Origin of the sequence: Acidocella facilis ATCC 35904, assembly GCF_000687875.1 — a bacterium.
Lineage (GTDB): Bacteria > Pseudomonadota > Alphaproteobacteria > Acetobacterales > Acetobacteraceae > Acidocella > Acidocella facilis.
Map to the genome: position 1 here is coordinate 55,327 of NZ_JHYG01000004.1, position 16,185 is coordinate 71,511.

Consider the following 16,185-nt stretch of genomic DNA (forward strand, 5'->3'; position numbering starts at 1 on the left):
GCCCTAACTTCCTGGCTTCCAGCCGGTGGCGTCCTTCAGATCATATTCTCGCCCCGGCTTGCCCCACGGGCCGGAGAGCCGAACGCTCAGCGTCAGCTGCGGCTTCACTGCAGGGGTGGCGCCCAACTTCAGCGCCAGCGTCGATTCGAACAGATCGATCGTGCCGCTCGCCGCCAGCGTGCCGGCGGGGGCGGTGAGCTGCGCCTGGGTCAGGGTGCAATTGCCTTGCGCGATCGTCGCCGCCAGAGACAAGGTGGCAAACGGCGTCGTCCCGCCCGACAGGCTCTTGCTCAGCGCCGGGCGGGGTGTCGTGCTCAGCGCGCTGGCCAGGTCCGGCAGCGAGAGCCCGCTCAGCGTGCCGTTGCTGGCGGTGATGGTGGCGCTGCCGCCCAGCGTCGCCGCCCAGGTTTTCGCGCTATAGCCGCTGGCGGTGAGGCTCGCGGTGGCGCTCAGCTGGCCGCTGGTCAGGGTCAGCGGGAAGCTCTGCGGCAGGGCCAGCGCTCCGGCATCGATGCCATCCGCAAGGAATTTCGCGCTCAGCGCCGGCGGCGCCTTGGGGTCGAGCTTCAGCGTGGCGCTGCCGGAGAGCTTGCCAGTGCCGATGGCGGCATCATCCAGCGTCAGGCGCGCCTGATCCGGTGCGAAGGAAAGCGTGCCGGCGGTGGCGCCAAAGACCGGCGTGCCGGCATAAAGCACCTGGTTCGCCTTCAGCGCGATCTGCCCGCTCACCGGCAGGCTGCCCGGCATCTGCAGGCTGGCGGGCAGCTTCGGCAAGGCCAGCGTGCCGGCATCGATCTGGCCGCTGAGCTTGCCGCCGGATTTGTCTTGGGTCAGCATGATCTGGCCGGAAGCGTTCAGCTGCCCGGCGCTGAGCACGAAATCATTCAGCCCTGCGCTGCCGGGGGCGGCGGAAAACCGCGCGCGCAGCGCCAGCGCGCCGGGGCCAGGGAAGGCGAGGCCAGGATCATTCACCCCGGCGCTGCAAGGCAGGCTCCCACCCTGGAACGGATAGCCCGGCAGCGGCGCCATGCGCGAGCAGCCGCCCCCCAGCCCGAGCAGCTTCAGCGCCGCGATCGCGTCCGGGTGGCGCAGCGAGAGCGCGCCGCTGGCGCTGGGCTTGGTGAGATCGATCACCGGTGCGGCGGTGAGGGTGAAATCCCCCAGCGTGGCGACGGCGCTGGTCGAAAGCGCGTTGGGCGGCCCGGCGGCGGCCAGTACCAGGCTGAGATGCGGGCGCAGCAGCTCCGCCGGTAGCTTCACATCCTGCGGCAGCAAGGCGGCGAGGGGCGCGGCGGAGGGCAGGTCCAGCACCGCATGGGCGGAGGTCACCTTGAAGTCGCGGTCCAGTGTCACGCTGCCATTGGCGATGCCGCCATAGAGCGAGGCGGTGGCGCGGCGGATATCGAGCTGCGCGCTCATATCCGCGTCGATGAACAGATTGCTCAGCTTCAGCGGCCCCGCCACCGCATGGGCGGCGGTGAGTTCGCCGGCGACGCTGACGCCGCCGCCCAGCGGGCGCTGCGCCAGCCACGCCGCCAGCGATGCGAGGTCGAGCTGGTCGAAGGCGAGCCGGAAGGCGGCATGCCCGGCGGAGAGGACCACCCGGCCATTCACATGGTCCGCGCCCAGCGTGCCGGTGATGTCGGTGAGGTCCGGCGCGTCGCGCGTGCCGCCCAGCTGTGCCTGCAGGCTGGCGCTCGTCCAGCCGGGCACGGCCGGCAGCCCTAGCCCGCTTGCCAGCGCCGTCAGGTCCGGCGCGGCGAGGCTCAGCCTGCCGGAGAGATCCTGGTTGGGCGAGGTTGTCAGATCGCCGCTGAGGCTAGCGCCGCCGGGCAGACCCAGCGTGAGGCCGGAGACGGCACTGCCGGCGGGGCTGGTCTTCAGCGTCGCCCGCAAGGCCGGGAAGCTCCTGCCGGCCAGACTCACATTCGCGGCATCGAGATGCAGCTCGGTCGCCAGCCCGCCGGGCCAGAGCGGCGACAGCTTGGTCAGCTGGTCGAGATCCAGCCCCTGGCCGGTCAGATCCGCCCGCAGCCCCAGCGGCGCGAAGGCCAGATGCGCGGTGCCGTGCAACGCCAGCTTGTCCTGGCTGGCGCTGATATCCTCGGCGCTGATGCCGTTCGCGTCGGCGCTGATCTGGGTGCTGACGCTGGCATGGTCGGGCAGGGCCAGGTTCAGCTGCCCGGCCAGCTCGCTCTGCGCGTTCAGCGCCCCGGCGAAATGCGCGCTGGCCCCGCCCAGCCCGGCGTGCAGGGTTATCTGCGCCGCGCCGTCCGCCTCCGTCTCGCCGACGGCGAGGCTCAGCGAGACATCATGTGTCTGCAGCTTGCCATTGCCCGAGACGCTGACGCTGCCGCCGGCGCCGGTGAACAGATCGGCATTGACATCGGTGAAATCGGCGGCGCCGAAATTGATCCGGCCATTCTTGATATGGGCGTGCAGCGCCGCCAGCCAGGGCGGCGGGGCGATGGCGCTGATGCCCCCGGGCAGCGGCCAGGGGAAGGTGATGTTGGGCGTGTCCAGATCCAGCGTGCGGGCGGCGAGCTGGCCTTGCAGCAGCGGCGCCAGCGCCAGATCGAGCGACAGCGCATGCGCGGTGATCACTTCCTTGTCCGGCCCGGAAATGGTGATGCCGGTGGCGGTGATCTCGGGCTGCGGGAAGTAGGACAGAGAGAGCTTGCCGCTGATATGCACATCCCGCCCGGTCAGGCGCGAGGCGAAGGCCTCCACCGCCGTCCGGTGCGCCGGCGCCGCGACAAAGCTGGGCAGCGCCAGCAACGCGGCCCCCAGCGCCACCAGCAACGCCAGCGGGCCGGCCCAAAGAAGATGTTTGCGCGTCACGTCAGCTTGTGAACCTGTCTCTCATTTATCATTTAGTGAGCTCTGGCCCCCTAAACCCGCCATGGTGAATGTCCCATTGTGTGGTTGGGTTCAAGGGCGGCGCTGTGCTAGGCGGGGTATATGAGCTATTGGGGCAAGTTTATCGGCGGCATGGCGGGCTTCGCCATGGGCGGCCCGGTGGGGGCTTTGTTCGGCGCGGCGCTGGGCCACGCGGCGGATGAAGGCAAGCTGAACGGCTTCACCCCCAATCTGCAGGGCTTCGCCGGCCGCGCCATGCCATTCGACCCGCTGCGTCTGGCGGCGATGATGGGCCGGCGCGACCAGGTTTTCGCCATCGGCGTCACCGTGCTGGCGGCCAAGCTGTGCAAATGCGACGGGCCGGTGAGCCGGCTGGAAATCGACGCCTTCAAGGCCAGCTTCGCGATTCCCCCCGCCAGCATGGGCGAGGTGGCGAAACTCTTTGACAGCGCCCGCGAGAGCGTCGCCGGTTTCGAGAGCTACGCCACCCAGCTCGGCCAGGCCTTCGCCGATGACAAGACCCCGCTGGAGCAGGTGCTGGCCGGGCTGTATCAGATCGCCCGCGCCGACGGCCCGGTGAACAGCGCGGAGGCGGATTTCCTCTCCCGCGTCGCCTACGCCTTCGGGCTGGGCGAGGCGGCGGCGCGGCGCGCCGGGCAGGGCACCCCACCGCCGCAGGCGCCGTCCGAGGATCCGTATCTGGTGCTGGGCGTGCGCCGGCAGGCCAGCGCCGATGAAATCCGCGCCCGCTGGAAACAGCTGATGCGCGAGACCCATCCTGACAGTCTGGCGGCGCGCGGCGCGTCCCCGGCGATGATCGAGGCCGCCTCGCAGAAGGTGGCGCGGATCAACGCCGCCTATGACGCGATCAAGCGCGCCCAGGCATAGAGGACAAAATGTTCCAGCATCTCGGCGTGTTTTTCCTGGCCTGCCTGATGCTGGCGATTTTGCCGGGGCCGGGCATGACCTACGTGATCAGCCGCTCGCTGGCCGGCGGCACGCTGGAAGGGCTGGCCTCCAGCCTCGGCACCGGCTCGGGCGGGGTGGTGCAGGTGATGCTGGGCGCGGCCGGGCTTTCGGCTTTGGTGCTGGCCAGCGCGCAGCTTTTCACCGTCCTGAAACTGGCCGGGGCGGTCTATCTGATCTGGATCGGCCTCAGCACCATCCGCAAGGCCGGCGCGGCGACCAACACCGCCCCCATCCGCGGCCGCGCCGGGCTGGCGCGGGCCTGGCGGGACGGGCTGGCCGTCTCCGCCCTCAACCCCAAAACCGCCGCCTTCTTCCTGGCCTTCCTGCCGCAATTCATCGCCCCGTCGGCCGGCCATGTGGCGCTGCAATTCCTCGCCCTCGGGCTGATGGCGATCCTGCTCTACACCGCCTCGGACGCGATCATGGCGCTGGCCGCCGCCAGGTTGAAGCGGCTCTTCACCGGGCGCGGCAATGCCGTCATCCGGGTGCGCCAGGCGGCGGGCGGGGCGATGATCTGCCTCGGTCTCGGCCTGCTGCTCACCCGCCGCCCGGCCGGCTGATGATCTTCGAGCCCTCGCCGAATTTCGATGCGCGGGAGGAACCCGTCTCGCATCTGGTGCTGCATTATACCGGGATGCCGACCGGGCGCGCCGCCATCGATCTGCTGAAGGCGCCGCGCGCGAAAGTCTCCGCCCATTACGTGATCGACGAGGATGGCACCGTTTTCAACCTGGTGCCCGAGGCGATGCGCGCCTGGCATGCCGGCATTTCCTCCTGGCGCGGCAAAAGCGCGCTCAACGGCGCCTCCATCGGCATCGAGATCGTCAATCCCGGCCATGAATGGGGCTATCGCGCCTTCCCGCCGGCGCAGATGCAGGCGGTGCTGGCGCTCTGCCAGGGCATTTTGCGCCGACACGCCATCCCGGCGCGCAATGTCGTTGCCCATTCCGACATCGCCCCGAACCGCAAACAAGACCCCGGCGAGCTGTTCGACTGGCCCTGGCTGGCCGCGCATGGGGTGGGGATCTGGACCGACGATTACGCCCCGCCCGGCGATCTGATGGCCGATCTCGCCGCCATCGGCTATGATATCACCCTGCCGCAAGACGCGGTGATCCGCGCCTTTCAGCGCCATTTCCTGCCCGCGCACCTCACCGGCGCGCCGGATGCTCCCACCACCGGCCGGGCTGCTGCCTTACGCCGGCTGGTTGACGCGGCCCCCGAAACTCCCTAGGCACCGCGCCGATCCAGACGGCCGGACGGCCGCTGGCGGGCAACCGCCAGAGGAAAGTCCGGGCTCCACGGAAAGACGGTGCCGGCTAACGGCCGGCGGGGGTGACCCCAGGGACAGTGCCACAGAAAGCAAACCGCCACGGCTTGCCGGGGTAAGGGTGAAAGGGTGCGGTAAGAGCGCACCGCCTTTGCGGTAACGCAAAGGGCAGGGAAAACCCCACCGGGAGCAAAACCGAATAGGGGCGGCCGGCGTCCTGCCTTGGCAGGGGCGCGAAGCATTTCCGGCTTGCCGCCCGGGTTGGTTGCTTGAGGCGGGTGGCAACACCCGTCCCAGAGGAATGGCCGTCCAGCGCGCTTTGGCGCGTGGACAGAACCCGGCTTACAGGCCGTCTGGATCTTTATTTCCATTTCGCAATGTAGCGCGAACGAAAAGCGAACAAATGAAGAAGATTTCAGGAGCGCGCCCCGAGTCTCGCGGCGCATTTCCTCGCTGTCACGCTGGGGTTTTATTTTGACGGGGAGTCGCGTGCATGTTAGTGGTGAAGAAACCCATGTTTTCCCATGAAGTGGTGGAGTGTGGTGAGTTTCGGGTAGGCCGAAAGGGTTCGGGGTGAGCCCTGAAGGTTCGGTTTGAGGTGAAAGGTGTTGCGGCGCGGGGGCGATGAAGCAGTTCTTTGGCAGCCACGAGAATAAGCGCGACGCGAAGGGGCGGGTATCCGTCCCGGCGTCGTTCCGTGCCGCCTGGAAGGACCATCCGGAGATGACCCTGATCCTGCGCCCCTCTTTCATCGAAGGCTGTGTCGAGGCCTGGCCTTTGCCGAATTACGCGCGCTTCCAGGAGAAGCTCGCGGCGATGCCGGAGATGAGCCCCGAGCAGGTCGGGCTGCAGACGCAGATTTTCTCCGATGCGGAAGAGGTCGAGCTGGATGCGCAGGGGCGGGTGCTGATCACCGGCTATCTCGCCGAGCAGGCGAACCTCTCCGATGCGGTGTTCTTCATGGGCCGCGGCGATCATTTCCTGATCTGGGAACCGCAGGCCGGCAAGGCCTTCCGCGACGCCTCCCGCGCGCTCGCCCCGCGCTTGAGCTTCGGGGCGCCGTCATGAGCAATTTTTCACATATTTCCGTCCTGCGCGACGAGGCGATCGAGGCGCTGCAGCCGCGTGAAAACGGCGTCTATCTGGATGGCACCTTCGGCGGCGGCGGCTATTCGCGGATGATCCTGGAGCGTGCCAAGTGCCGCCTGTTCGGGGTCGATCGCGATCCGGACGCGCTGCCGCGCGCCGCCGAACTGACCGCCGCCCATGCCGGGCGGTTTGAATTGATCCCTGGCCGCATCAGCGAAATTTCGGAGATGATGGCGGCGCGCGGGGTGGCCCGGCTGGATGGCGCGGTGTTCGATCTCGGCCTGTCCTCGTTCCAGATCGATGATCCGGCGCGCGGCTTTTCATTTCGCCAGGACGGGCCGCTGGACATGCGGATGAGCCGCGACGGGCAGTCCGCCGCGGACCTCGTGAATCTTTGCGCCGAATCCGATCTTGCCGATATTTTGTACAAATATGGTGATGAGAAAGCCGCGCGGCGGATCGCGAAACAGATCGTGGACCGGCGCAAGGCGCAGAAATTTACGACGACGGCGGATTTGGCTGGCGTGATACGGAGCGTTGTGAGACCGGATAAATCGGGGATCGACCCGGCAACCAGAAGCTTCCAGGCGTTGCGCATCGCCGTGAATGAGGAGCTTTCCGATATCGAGGCGGCGCTGGCGCAATCGGCCGCCTTGCTGGCGCCGGGCGGGCGGCTGGTGGTGGTCAGCTTTCATTCGCTGGAAGACCGGATCGTCAAGCATTTCTTCGCGCAGAGTGCCGGCCGCACGCCGGGCGCCTCGCGCCACGACCCCGCCGGGCTGGCCCAGGTCAGCGCCCCGGAATTTCGCCTGGTGACGAAATCCCCCATCCTGCCCGGGCAGGCTGAAATTCGCGCCAACCCGCGCGCGCGCAGCGCCAAGCTGCGCGTCATGGAAAGGCTCGCCGCATGATCGTTCGGCCCCTGACCTTCCTGACCGGCCTGCTCTTCGCGATCTCCGGCGCCTATCTGTTCATGGTCAAGCATCAGAGCCGGGCCCTGGAAAACCAGCTCGAACAGGTGGCCGAAACCAGCCGGCATGACGAGCAGAGCATCCGCGTGCTGCAGGCGCAGTGGGCGCTGGAGGCGGACCCTTCGCGTATCGCCGCGCTGGCCGCGCAATTCACCGGGTTGCAGCCGATGAAGCCGGGGCAGCTGGTCACGCTGGCCGACCTGGCCAGCACGCTGCCGCCGCCGGGCAGCGCCGCGCCCTTCAGCAATCCGGAAGACGAAGTACCGGCCTTGCCGGGGAGCGATGCCATCCCGGCGCCGAACGGCCCGGCGATCGAGGTGCAGGGCCATGTCGCCACGGCAACGCAGGCCGGGCACAGCGTCGCCCCCGCCGCGCCGGCGAAACCGGCCGAGCGGGTGGCCGAGATCGCCGTGCCTCACGAAACGGCGCCGGCGCATGCCGATATGCGGGCGCATCCGCCGGTGCATCATCCGGTGGCGCGCGTCGCCCGGGAAGAGGCCCCGCCGCATCACCTCGCCGCACCGGTGCGCGAAGCCGCGGCGCGGCCGCTCGCCTCGTCGCTGTATCAGCCCGGCGGCAGCGCGATCGCGTCGGCCGCCCCGGCGCCGCGTGAGCGTCAGCCGGTTGCCGCCCCGCGCCCCAGCCTGCCGATGGGCGCGCAGGTGGTGCGGGTGCGCGCCACCGCACAGCCGGCTGAACCCGCGCCCACCGCCCCGCTGGGCGGTGGCTCCCTCCTCGGCATGGCGCAGACCGGGAGCCAAAATTGACCCTCAACCTCCGGCCGGGTGATGAGCCTCCTTCCCGCCGGAAGGGGGCTTCGGGCCGTGGCGACTCGCCGCGTGCCGAGCAGGTGCGTGTCACCGGCTCGGATCTCGACCAGCGCGGCGCGCTGGAGCGCGCCCGGGGCCGGCTGGTCATCGGCGCTTTCGTCTTCATCGGCCTGTTCAGCCTGCTCGGGCTGAAGCTGATCTGGGCGACGGTGGTGGCGCCGATCCATCCCAGCGCCGCGCAGATCGCGGCGATGACCCCGCAGCTCTCCGAGACCCCGCCGCCGCCCTCGCGCGCCGACATCGTCGATCGCAACGGCGTCATCCTCGCCGTCTCGCTGCCCGGCGCCTCGCTTTACGCCGACCCGCAGCAGGTGCCCGACCCGCAGGCCGCCGCCACCGTGCTTGCCAACGCGCTGCCCGGCGCCAACCAGGCCTGGCTCGCGCATCAGCTGGGTGATGGCGTGCCCGCCGAGAAGCGCAAGGAATTCGTCTATCTCGACCGCCGGCTGACCCCGCAGGAAGAGCTGGCGGTGAACTCGCTCGGCATTCCCGGCGTGTATTTCGAAAACCGCGAGGAGCGGCATTATCCGGATGGCAATCTCGCCGCGCATATTCTGGGCGGGGTGCGCATCGACAGCTCCGGTGTGGCCGGCGTCGAGGAATATTTCAATAAGCGCCTGACCACCGACCCGCAGCCGCTGCAGCTCTCCATCGATGCCCGCATCGAGAGCATCGTGCATGACGAGCTGGCCTCGGCGGTGAAGGAGTTCCAGTCCCCGGGCGCCTGCGCCATCGTGATGAACGTGAAGACCGGCGAGGTGGTGGCGATGGTCAGCCTGCCGGATTACGACGTCAATGATTACGGCTCGGCCAAGCCCAACAACCAGTTCAACCGCTGCGTCAACGGCAATTACGAGCCGGGCTCGGTGTTCAAGCTGCAGACCGCCTCGATGGCGCTGGATAGCGGGCTGATCCATTGGTGGGATTATTTCGACACCACCCACCCGCTGAAGATCGGCCGTTTCCACATCACCGATTTCGAGCCGACGAATAAATGGATGGCGCTGCCGGAGATCATCAACGTCTCCTCCAATATCGGCGCCTCGCGCATCGCCACCATTCTGGGGCCGAAGATCGAGCAGGCCTGGTACGCCAAGCAGGGCTTCTTCAAGCCGCTGGACATCCAGCTCCCCGGCCCGCCGATGCCGCTTTTCCCGTCGAAGGATAATTGGGGCCTGGCGGCGACGATGACCGTGTCCTTCGGCGCCGGCATCGCGATTTCGCCGCTGCAGCTGGTCACCGCCACCATCCCCATCGTCAATGGCGGCATCCGCTATGATCCGACCCTGCTGAAGGTGGACCCGAACGGGCCGCAGCCCCAGGGCGTTCGCATTATGCAGCAGAGCACCTCGGACTTGATGCGCAAGATCATGACCAATGTGGTGCTGTTCGGCACCGGCAAATATGCCGGGGTGCCGGGCTATATCATCGGCGGCAAGACCGGCACGGCGCAGGTGGTGGGGCCGAATGGGCGCTATCTGCTGCACACCAACAATGCCTCCTTCATGGCGGCGTTCCCGATGCAGGATCCGCAATATCTGATCTATGTGCTGGTGCTGCAGCCCAAGCCGGACAAGACCACCTTCGGCTTCACCACCGGCGGCTTCATCGCCGCCCCCACCGTCTCGCGGATCATCGCGCGGATGGGGCCGATGCTGGGCATCATGCCGTCCACCGGCGACCAGCTGGCGCAGCTGGAGGCGAAGCTGACCGTGCCGCTGGACCCGACCCCGCCGCCGGGCCAGCGCGCGCTGGGGCCGGGCGATCCGCTGCCGCCGGGAGCGAATGCCTTCGCCTATGAGCTGATGGGCAAGAAGCCGCCCCAGGCCAACAGCGCCGCCGCCAAGGCGGATGAGCCGCAAGGGGCGCAGGCCAAGCCCGCCGCCTCCAAGGGCCGCAAGACGCATGACGGGGTGATGGCGCCGGTCTCCCCGATGATGGGCAGCCATATGACGGCGCGGGACACCGGATATGAGCAAGGTTGAGATGCAGGGTGTGATCGGCATAACAGCGGATAGCCGGGCGGTGCAGCCGGGCTATCTGTTCGCGGCGTTGCCGGGGGTGAAGGCCGATGGACGGCGCTTCATCGCCGAGGCGGTGGCGCGCGGCGCCATCGCGGTGCTCGCCCCCGAGGGCACGCTCTGGCCCCCCGGCGTGCCGCCGCGCCGGCTGATCACCGCCCCGGACCCGCGCGCCAAGCTGGCCGAGCTGGCGGTGGAGTTTTTCGGCAAGCTGCCGGAGCGGCTGGTCGCCGTCACCGGCACCAACGGCAAGACCAGCACGGTGGATTTCCTGCGCCAGATCCTCACCTTGGCAGGGCGCAAGGCGGCCTCGATGGGCACGCTCGGGGTGATCGCGCCGGGGCATGAGCCCGCCGGCAGCCTGACCACGCCGGACCCGGTGACGCTCGCCGCCACCCTGGCCGGTCTGGCGCGCGAAGGGGTGAATGATGTGGCGATGGAAGCCTCCAGCCACGGGCTGGACCAGCACCGGCTGGACGGTCTGCGCTTCTGCGCCGCCGGCTTCACCAATCTCACCCGCGACCATCTGGATTATCACGGCTCGATGCAGGCCTATGGCGCCGCCAAACTGCGGCTGTTCGAGGCGCTGCTGAAGCGCGGCGGGGCAGGGCGGGCGATGGCGGATCTGGATGCCGATATGCTGGCCAGCCTGCGCGATGCTGCCCGCCGCCACGGCCAGAATTTCGAGACCGTCGCGGTGGAGGCGGTTTCGCCGCGCCCGGACGGGCAGGCTTTCACGATGAATGGACGCGCGGTGGCGCTGCCTCTGCCCGGCCGCTTCCAGGCGGATAACGCCGCCCTGGCCGCCGCCCTGGCCGAAGCGGTGGGGGTGGCCGACGCGCTCTCCTATTTGCCGCAGCTCACCGGGGTGCGCGGCCGGCTGGAACGCGCGCTGGTGCTGCCCAACGGCGCGGCGGCTTATGTTGACTACGCCCACACCCCGGATGCCATCGCCCGCGTGCTCTCGGCTTTGCGCCCGCACGCCACCGGCAGGCTGCATATCGTCTTCGGCGCCGGCGGCGACCGTGACCCCGGCAAGCGGCCCTTGATGGGCGCGGAAGCCGCGCGGGGGGCGGATGTCGTCATCGTCACCGACGACAACCCCCGCAGCGAGGACCCCGCCGCCATCCGCCGCGCCATCCTGGCCGCCTGCCCTGACGCAAAGGAGATCGGCGACCGCCACGCCGCCATCGGGGCCGCACTGGAAGGTTTGGCCGAGGGCGATGTGCTGGTGGTGGCCGGCAAGGGCCATGAGCAGGGGCAGATCGTGAAGGGTGAGGTGATCCCGTTTGACGACGCCGCGGTGATCCGCGCGCTGGGAGGGGTGGCATGAGCGCGCTATGGACCGCCGAGGAGCTGCAGGTTCTGTTCGGCGCCGGCTACGACATTACCGGCCTCTCCATCGACACCCGCACCCTGCGCCCCGGCGATCTGTTCGTGGCGCTGCAGGGCGAGCGCGACGGGCATGATTTCGTCGCCGCCGCCTTCGCGAAAGGCGCCGCCGCCGCCCTGGTCTCCCGCCCGGTGGAGGGCCCGCATATTCTGGTGCCGGACGTGCTGAAGGCGCTGGAACAGCTCGGCATCGCCGCGCGTGAACGCTCGGAGGCCAAGCTCGTCGCCGTCACCGGCTCGGTCGGCAAGACCACGGTGAAGGAGATGCTCCGCCGCACCTTGGCCGCTTTCGGCGTGGTGCATGCCGCCGAGGCCAGCTTCAACAACCATATCGGCGTGCCGCTGACCCTGGCGCGGATGCCGCATGACGCGGATTTCGGCGTTTTCGAAATCGGCATGAACCATCCTGGCGAGATCGCGCCGCTGGCCGCCCTGGTGCGCCCGGATGTTGCCATCGTCACCTGTGTCGACCGCGCGCATCTGGGCATGATGGGCTCGGAGCTCGCCATCGCCAAGGAAAAGGCCAGCATCTACGGCGCGCTCAGCGCCGCCGGCAAGGCGGTGATCCCCGGTGAGAGCGCCTATCTGCAGGTGCTGCGCGAGGCGGTGCCGGCCGGCCATTGCGCGTTGCTCTTCAACGGTGCCGAGGCCCGGCTGCTGGACGTGCTGAACGGCCCGGAAGCTTCCGAAATCGCCGCCGAAATCCTCGATACCAAGGTCTATTTCCATCTGCGCGCCCCGGGCCGGCACATGGCCAGCAACGCGCTCGCCGTGCTCACCGCCGCCGCCGCTTTGGATCTGGATGTGGAGATGGCCGCCGCCGCCCTCAATGGCTTCGCCCCCTTCGCCGGGCGCGGCGCAAGGCGGGATATCAGGCTGGAGGATGGGCGGCGCATCGCGCTGATCGATGAGAGCTATAACGCCTCCGGCGCCTCGCTGCGCGCTGCCTTCTCGGTGCTGAAGCTGCAGCCGGGCCGGCATGTGGCGGTGCTGGGGGATATTCTGGAGCTGGGCGATTTCGCCGAGGCCGAGCATCTGGCCCTGGCCGCCCCCCTACGCGAGGCCGCTGACATTGTGTTTACCGCCGGCCCGCATTGCGGGGCTTTGTTCGACTCGCTGCCCCGGGCCATTCAGGGCGCGCGTGCGCCTGACGCGGCAAGCCTCGCCCCCCTGGTCAAAGCCGCCTTGCGCGACGGTGACACGGTGTTGGTGAAAGGCAGCCATGGCAGCCGCATGCGTGACGTGATCTCTGCCCTGGAAAGTCCCGGCTGATGCTTTATTGGATTCTGCTTCCCCTCGCCGGGCATATCCATGCCTTCAACCTGATCCGCTATATCTCCTTCCGGGCTGGCGGCGCCTGCCTGACCGCTCTGGTGATCAGCTTCTGGCTCGGCCCGCGTTTGATCCGCCAGCTGCGCGCCATGCAACGCCACGGCCAGCCGATCCGCACCGACGGGCCGGAGCGCCATCTGATCGAGAAAAAGGGCACGCCGACCATGGGCGGCACCCTGATTTTGCTGGCGCTGGGCGCCTCCACTTTGCTCTGGGCGGATCTCTCCAACGGCTATGTCTGGGCGACCTTGATGGTCACCTTCGGCTACGGCGCCATCGGCTTCGCGGATGATTTCCTGAAGCTGACCAAGCGCAACACCAAGGGTGTTTCGGGCCGCACCCGCCTGCTGGGCGAGGCCGCGATCGGGCTGATCGCCGCGCTCTGGATGACGCATCTGATGCCGCATGCCATCGCCGATGGTGTGGCCGTGCCCTTCCTGAAGAATTTCCTGATCCCGCTCGGCTTCATGTTCCCCCTCTTCGGGCTTCTGGTGATGATGGGCTCCGCCAATGCGGTGAATTTCACCGACGGGCTGGACGGGCTGGCCACCGTGCCGACGATGATCGCCGCCGCCGTGTTCGGGCTGATCGCCTATCTGGTCGGCAACCGCATCTTCGCCGGCTATCTGGAAATCCATTTCATCCCCGGCGTGGGTGAACTCACCGTCTTTCTTTCGGCGTTGATCGGTGCCGGCATGGGCTTCCTCTGGTTCAACGCCCCGCCGGCGGCGGTGTTCATGGGCGATACCGGCTCGCTCTCTCTGGGCGGCGCGCTGGGCGCGGTGGCGGTGGCGACCAAGAATGAGATCGTGCTGGCGATCGTCGGCGGGCTGTTCGTGGTCGAGACCATCTCCGTCATCGTGCAGGTGTTCTGGTATAAGCGTACCGGCAAGCGCGTGTTCCTGATGGCGCCGCTGCACCATCATTTCGAGAAGAAAGGCTGGGCGGAGCCGACCATCGTGATCCGTTTCTGGATCATCTCGATGATTCTCGGGCTGGTGGGTCTGGCCACCTTGAAGATCCGATGAGCCTCTTCTCCGGCAAATCCTACGCGGTGGTCGGGCTGGGGCGGGCAGGGCTGCCGGCGGCCCGGCGTCTGCGCGATCTCGGCGCCGATGTGCTGGTCTGGGACGATGGCGAGGCCTCGCGCCAGGCCGCTGCCGCCGAAGGGCTGGCGGTTGGCCAACCTTCCGAATCGGGCCGGCGCTTCGATGCGCTGGTGCTCTCGCCGGGTATTCCTCACCGCCTGCCTAAACCCCACCCGCAAGCCGCCTGGGCGCTGGCCCAGGGCATCCCGGTTTTGACGGATGCCGAGCTGCTCTATCAGGCGGTGCGCGCCTCTGGCTCCAAGGCGCGTTTCGCCGGCATCACCGGCACCAACGGCAAATCCACCACCACGGCCTTGCTCGCCCATATCCTGCACGTCGCCGGCATTCCCACCGAGGCCGGCGCCAATCTCGGCCCGGCGGCGCTCTCGCTGCCGATCCTGCCGGATGACGGCGTCTATGTGCTCGAAATGTCCAGCTATATGTTGGAGAGACTCGCCAGTCTGCGCTTCGATGTTGCGGTGATGCTCAATCTTTCGCCCGACCATCTGGACCGCCATGGCGACATGGCAGGCTACGCGGCCGCGAAGCGGGAGATTTTCGCGCGCCAGGACGAAACCTGCCTGGCGGTGATCGGCATGGACGACGCCCCCTCCCGCGAGATGGCGGCCTGGCTGCGCACCCGCCCGGCCAAGCTGCTGGAAATCTCCGGCAAGGGCCAGGACACCGGCGCGCCGGCCTTGCGCGGCGAACATAACGCCCAGAACGCTTTGGCCGCCGCTGCCCTGGCGATGGGTCTTGGCGTGACCCAGGCGGCGATCGCCGAAGGCATCATCAGCTTCCCCGGCCTGCCGCACCGCGCCCAGCTGGTCGCGGAACGCGACGGCGTGCGCTTCATCAATGACAGCAAGGCCACCAATGCGGATGCCGCCGCCCGGGCCATGGGGGTGTATGAGCGCTTCGTCTGGATCGCCGGCGGCATCGGCAAGGAAGGCGGCATCGAGGATCTCGCCCCGCTCTTCCCGCGCATCGAGAAAGCCTATCTGATCGGCCGTGACGGCCCGGAATTCGCGGCGCGGCTCAACGCGGCCGGCATTCCCAACGAATTTGTCGAAACGCTGGACCGCGCCGTGCCCGCCGCCTACGCGACGGCGAAGGCCGGCAGCGGCATCGTGCTGTTCTCCCCGGCCACGGCCAGCTTCGACCAGTTCCCGAATTTCGAACTGCGTGGCGCGCGTTTCACCGCTCTGGCGAAAGGAGAAGCCTGATGCCCTCGCTCTCCCGCGCTGATACGTCAATCGTCGGCCGCTGGTGGTGGAGTGTGGACCGCGTCACCATGATGGCGCTCGCCGTGCTGCTGGGCATCGGCTACGTGCTGGCGCTAGCGGCAATGCCCAGCATCACGCTGCATCTCTCGGACCCGCATACCCAGGACATGATCAAGCAGATCGGCTTCCTGGTCATTGGCGGCCTCACCATGGTCGGCCTCTCGATGCTCTCGCTGCGCCAGGTGAAGCTGGCGGCGCTCGGCATGGGCATCATCTTTTATCTGCTCACCGCCTTCACTTTGCTGCATGGCACGGAAGTGGATGGCGCCAAGCGCTGGCTCTCGCTGCCGGGCTTCACCATCCAGCCTTCGGAATTCCTGCGCCCGGCCTTCATCATCGTGATTGGCTGGTGCATCGCCGAATCCCGCCGCACCCCGGGCTTTCCCGGCCGGCGCGCCGCCCTCGCGGTGTTCATCGCCACCGCGGCACTTTTGAAGATGCAGCCGGATATCGGCACCACCTTCCTCTTCACCATGATCGTCTTCACCCAGTTCTATCTGGACGGGATGGAGATGAAATGGGTGGCCGGCGCGGGAGTTCTGGTGGCGCTAGCGGGGGTTTACGCCTTCTTCTTCATCACCCACGTGCATACCCGCGTGATGATGTTCATCGACCCGCCGAAAGGCAGCCAGGCGCAGACGGCTTTGATGGCCTTCGGCAATGGCGGCATGTTCGGGCTCGGGCCGGGCGAGGGCCAGGTGAAGCACTTCCTGCCAGATGCGCGCGCGGATTTCGTCTTCGCCGTCGCCGGGGAGGAATTCGGGCTGTTCTTCTGCGCCTTCATCATCGCCGTGTTCGCCGCCATCGTGCTGCGCGCTTTGGTGCGGCTGCTGGGCGAGCCGAATTTGTTCGTGGTGCTGGCCGCCGGCGGGCTGATCGCCGGGTTCGGCTTCCAGGCCTTCGTCAACATGGCCTCCTCGCTCTCGCTGATCCCGACCAAGGGCATGACGCTGCCTTTCATTTCCTATGGCGGCTCCTCGGCCTTGGCGATTTCCATCCAGATGGGCTTCCTGCTGGCGCTGACCCGAAAACGCCATGCGGGGGACACGCAATGACGATTGATGCGGCGAATCCCGCA

The 16,185-nt window shown here is 68.1% G+C and carries 13 protein-coding genes and 1 other RNA gene; 13 read left to right on the plus strand and 1 reads right to left on the minus strand.

Annotation, left to right across the window (positions count from 1 at the left end):
- Positions 1-3: 3 nt before the first annotated feature.
- The gene (locus T331_RS0106415; protein WP_026439442.1) at positions 4-2,841 is read right to left on the minus strand and encodes an AsmA family protein; all 2,838 of its coding nucleotides are present in this window, start codon (positions 2,839-2,841) and stop codon (positions 4-6) included.
- A 120-nt stretch (positions 2,842-2,961) separates the two neighbouring features.
- On the opposite strand from T331_RS0106415, the gene T331_RS0106420 reads away from it, so the two are divergent.
- From T331_RS0106420 to T331_RS17545, 13 genes are all read left to right on the plus strand, one after another.
- Positions 2,962-3,747 carry a TerB family tellurite resistance protein gene (locus T331_RS0106420; RefSeq protein ID WP_026439443.1) on the plus strand — a complete coding sequence of 262 codons (786 nt, stop codon included), beginning with the start codon at positions 2,962-2,964 and terminating at the stop codon, positions 3,745-3,747.
- A gap of 8 nt (positions 3,748-3,755) precedes the next feature.
- A complete protein-coding gene (locus T331_RS0106425) occupies positions 3,756-4,388 on the plus strand; it encodes a LysE family translocator (RefSeq protein WP_026439444.1) in 633 nt (210 codons plus the stop codon).
- On the plus strand, positions 4,388-5,062 hold the full coding sequence (locus tag T331_RS0106430; RefSeq protein ID WP_026439445.1) for an N-acetylmuramoyl-L-alanine amidase: 675 nt from the start codon (positions 4,388-4,390) through the stop codon (positions 5,060-5,062). Before T331_RS0106425 ends, T331_RS0106430 begins: the two co-directional genes overlap by 1 nt.
- Before the next feature lie 13 nt (positions 5,063-5,075).
- Positions 5,076-5,459: RNase P RNA component class A (gene rnpB / locus T331_RS19135), an RNA gene on the plus strand.
- Between the two features lie 263 nt (positions 5,460-5,722).
- Positions 5,723-6,166, plus strand: a complete 444-nt coding sequence (locus T331_RS0106435; protein ID WP_008493557.1) for a division/cell wall cluster transcriptional repressor MraZ — start codon at positions 5,723-5,725, stop codon at positions 6,164-6,166.
- Positions 6,163-7,098 carry a 16S rRNA (cytosine(1402)-N(4))-methyltransferase RsmH gene (gene rsmH / locus T331_RS0106440; protein WP_026439446.1) on the plus strand — a complete coding sequence of 312 codons (936 nt, stop codon included), beginning with the start codon at positions 6,163-6,165 and terminating at the stop codon, positions 7,096-7,098. The genes T331_RS0106435 and rsmH overlap by 4 nt, the downstream gene beginning before the upstream one ends.
- Positions 7,095-7,925, plus strand: a complete 831-nt coding sequence (gene ftsL / locus T331_RS19100) for a cell division protein FtsL (RefSeq protein ID WP_026439447.1) — start codon at positions 7,095-7,097, stop codon at positions 7,923-7,925. Before rsmH ends, ftsL begins: the two co-directional genes overlap by 4 nt.
- Positions 7,922-9,973, plus strand: a complete 2,052-nt coding sequence (locus tag T331_RS17540; protein ID WP_155992631.1) for a peptidoglycan D,D-transpeptidase FtsI family protein — start codon at positions 7,922-7,924, stop codon at positions 9,971-9,973. The genes ftsL and T331_RS17540 overlap by 4 nt, the downstream gene beginning before the upstream one ends.
- Positions 9,960-11,342: a UDP-N-acetylmuramoyl-L-alanyl-D-glutamate--2,6-diaminopimelate ligase gene (locus tag T331_RS0106455; RefSeq protein ID WP_026439448.1), complete on the plus strand. Its 1,383-nt coding sequence runs from the start codon at positions 9,960-9,962 to the stop codon at positions 11,340-11,342. Before T331_RS17540 ends, T331_RS0106455 begins: the two co-directional genes overlap by 14 nt.
- Positions 11,339-12,673, plus strand: a complete 1,335-nt coding sequence (locus T331_RS0106460) for a UDP-N-acetylmuramoyl-tripeptide--D-alanyl-D-alanine ligase (RefSeq protein ID WP_026439449.1) — start codon at positions 11,339-11,341, stop codon at positions 12,671-12,673. Before T331_RS0106455 ends, T331_RS0106460 begins: the two co-directional genes overlap by 4 nt.
- Positions 12,673-13,761 carry a phospho-N-acetylmuramoyl-pentapeptide-transferase gene (mraY, locus tag T331_RS0106465; protein ID WP_026439450.1) on the plus strand — a complete coding sequence of 363 codons (1,089 nt, stop codon included), beginning with the start codon at positions 12,673-12,675 and terminating at the stop codon, positions 13,759-13,761. Before T331_RS0106460 ends, mraY begins: the two co-directional genes overlap by 1 nt.
- Positions 13,758-15,047 carry a UDP-N-acetylmuramoyl-L-alanine--D-glutamate ligase gene (gene murD / locus T331_RS0106470; RefSeq protein ID WP_026439451.1) on the plus strand — a complete coding sequence of 430 codons (1,290 nt, stop codon included), beginning with the start codon at positions 13,758-13,760 and terminating at the stop codon, positions 15,045-15,047. Before mraY ends, murD begins: the two co-directional genes overlap by 4 nt.
- On the plus strand, positions 15,047-16,162 hold the full coding sequence (locus T331_RS17545; protein WP_035179442.1) for an FtsW/RodA/SpoVE family cell cycle protein: 1,116 nt from the start codon (positions 15,047-15,049) through the stop codon (positions 16,160-16,162). The genes murD and T331_RS17545 overlap by 1 nt, the downstream gene beginning before the upstream one ends.
- Positions 16,163-16,185: the final 23 nt, after the last annotated feature.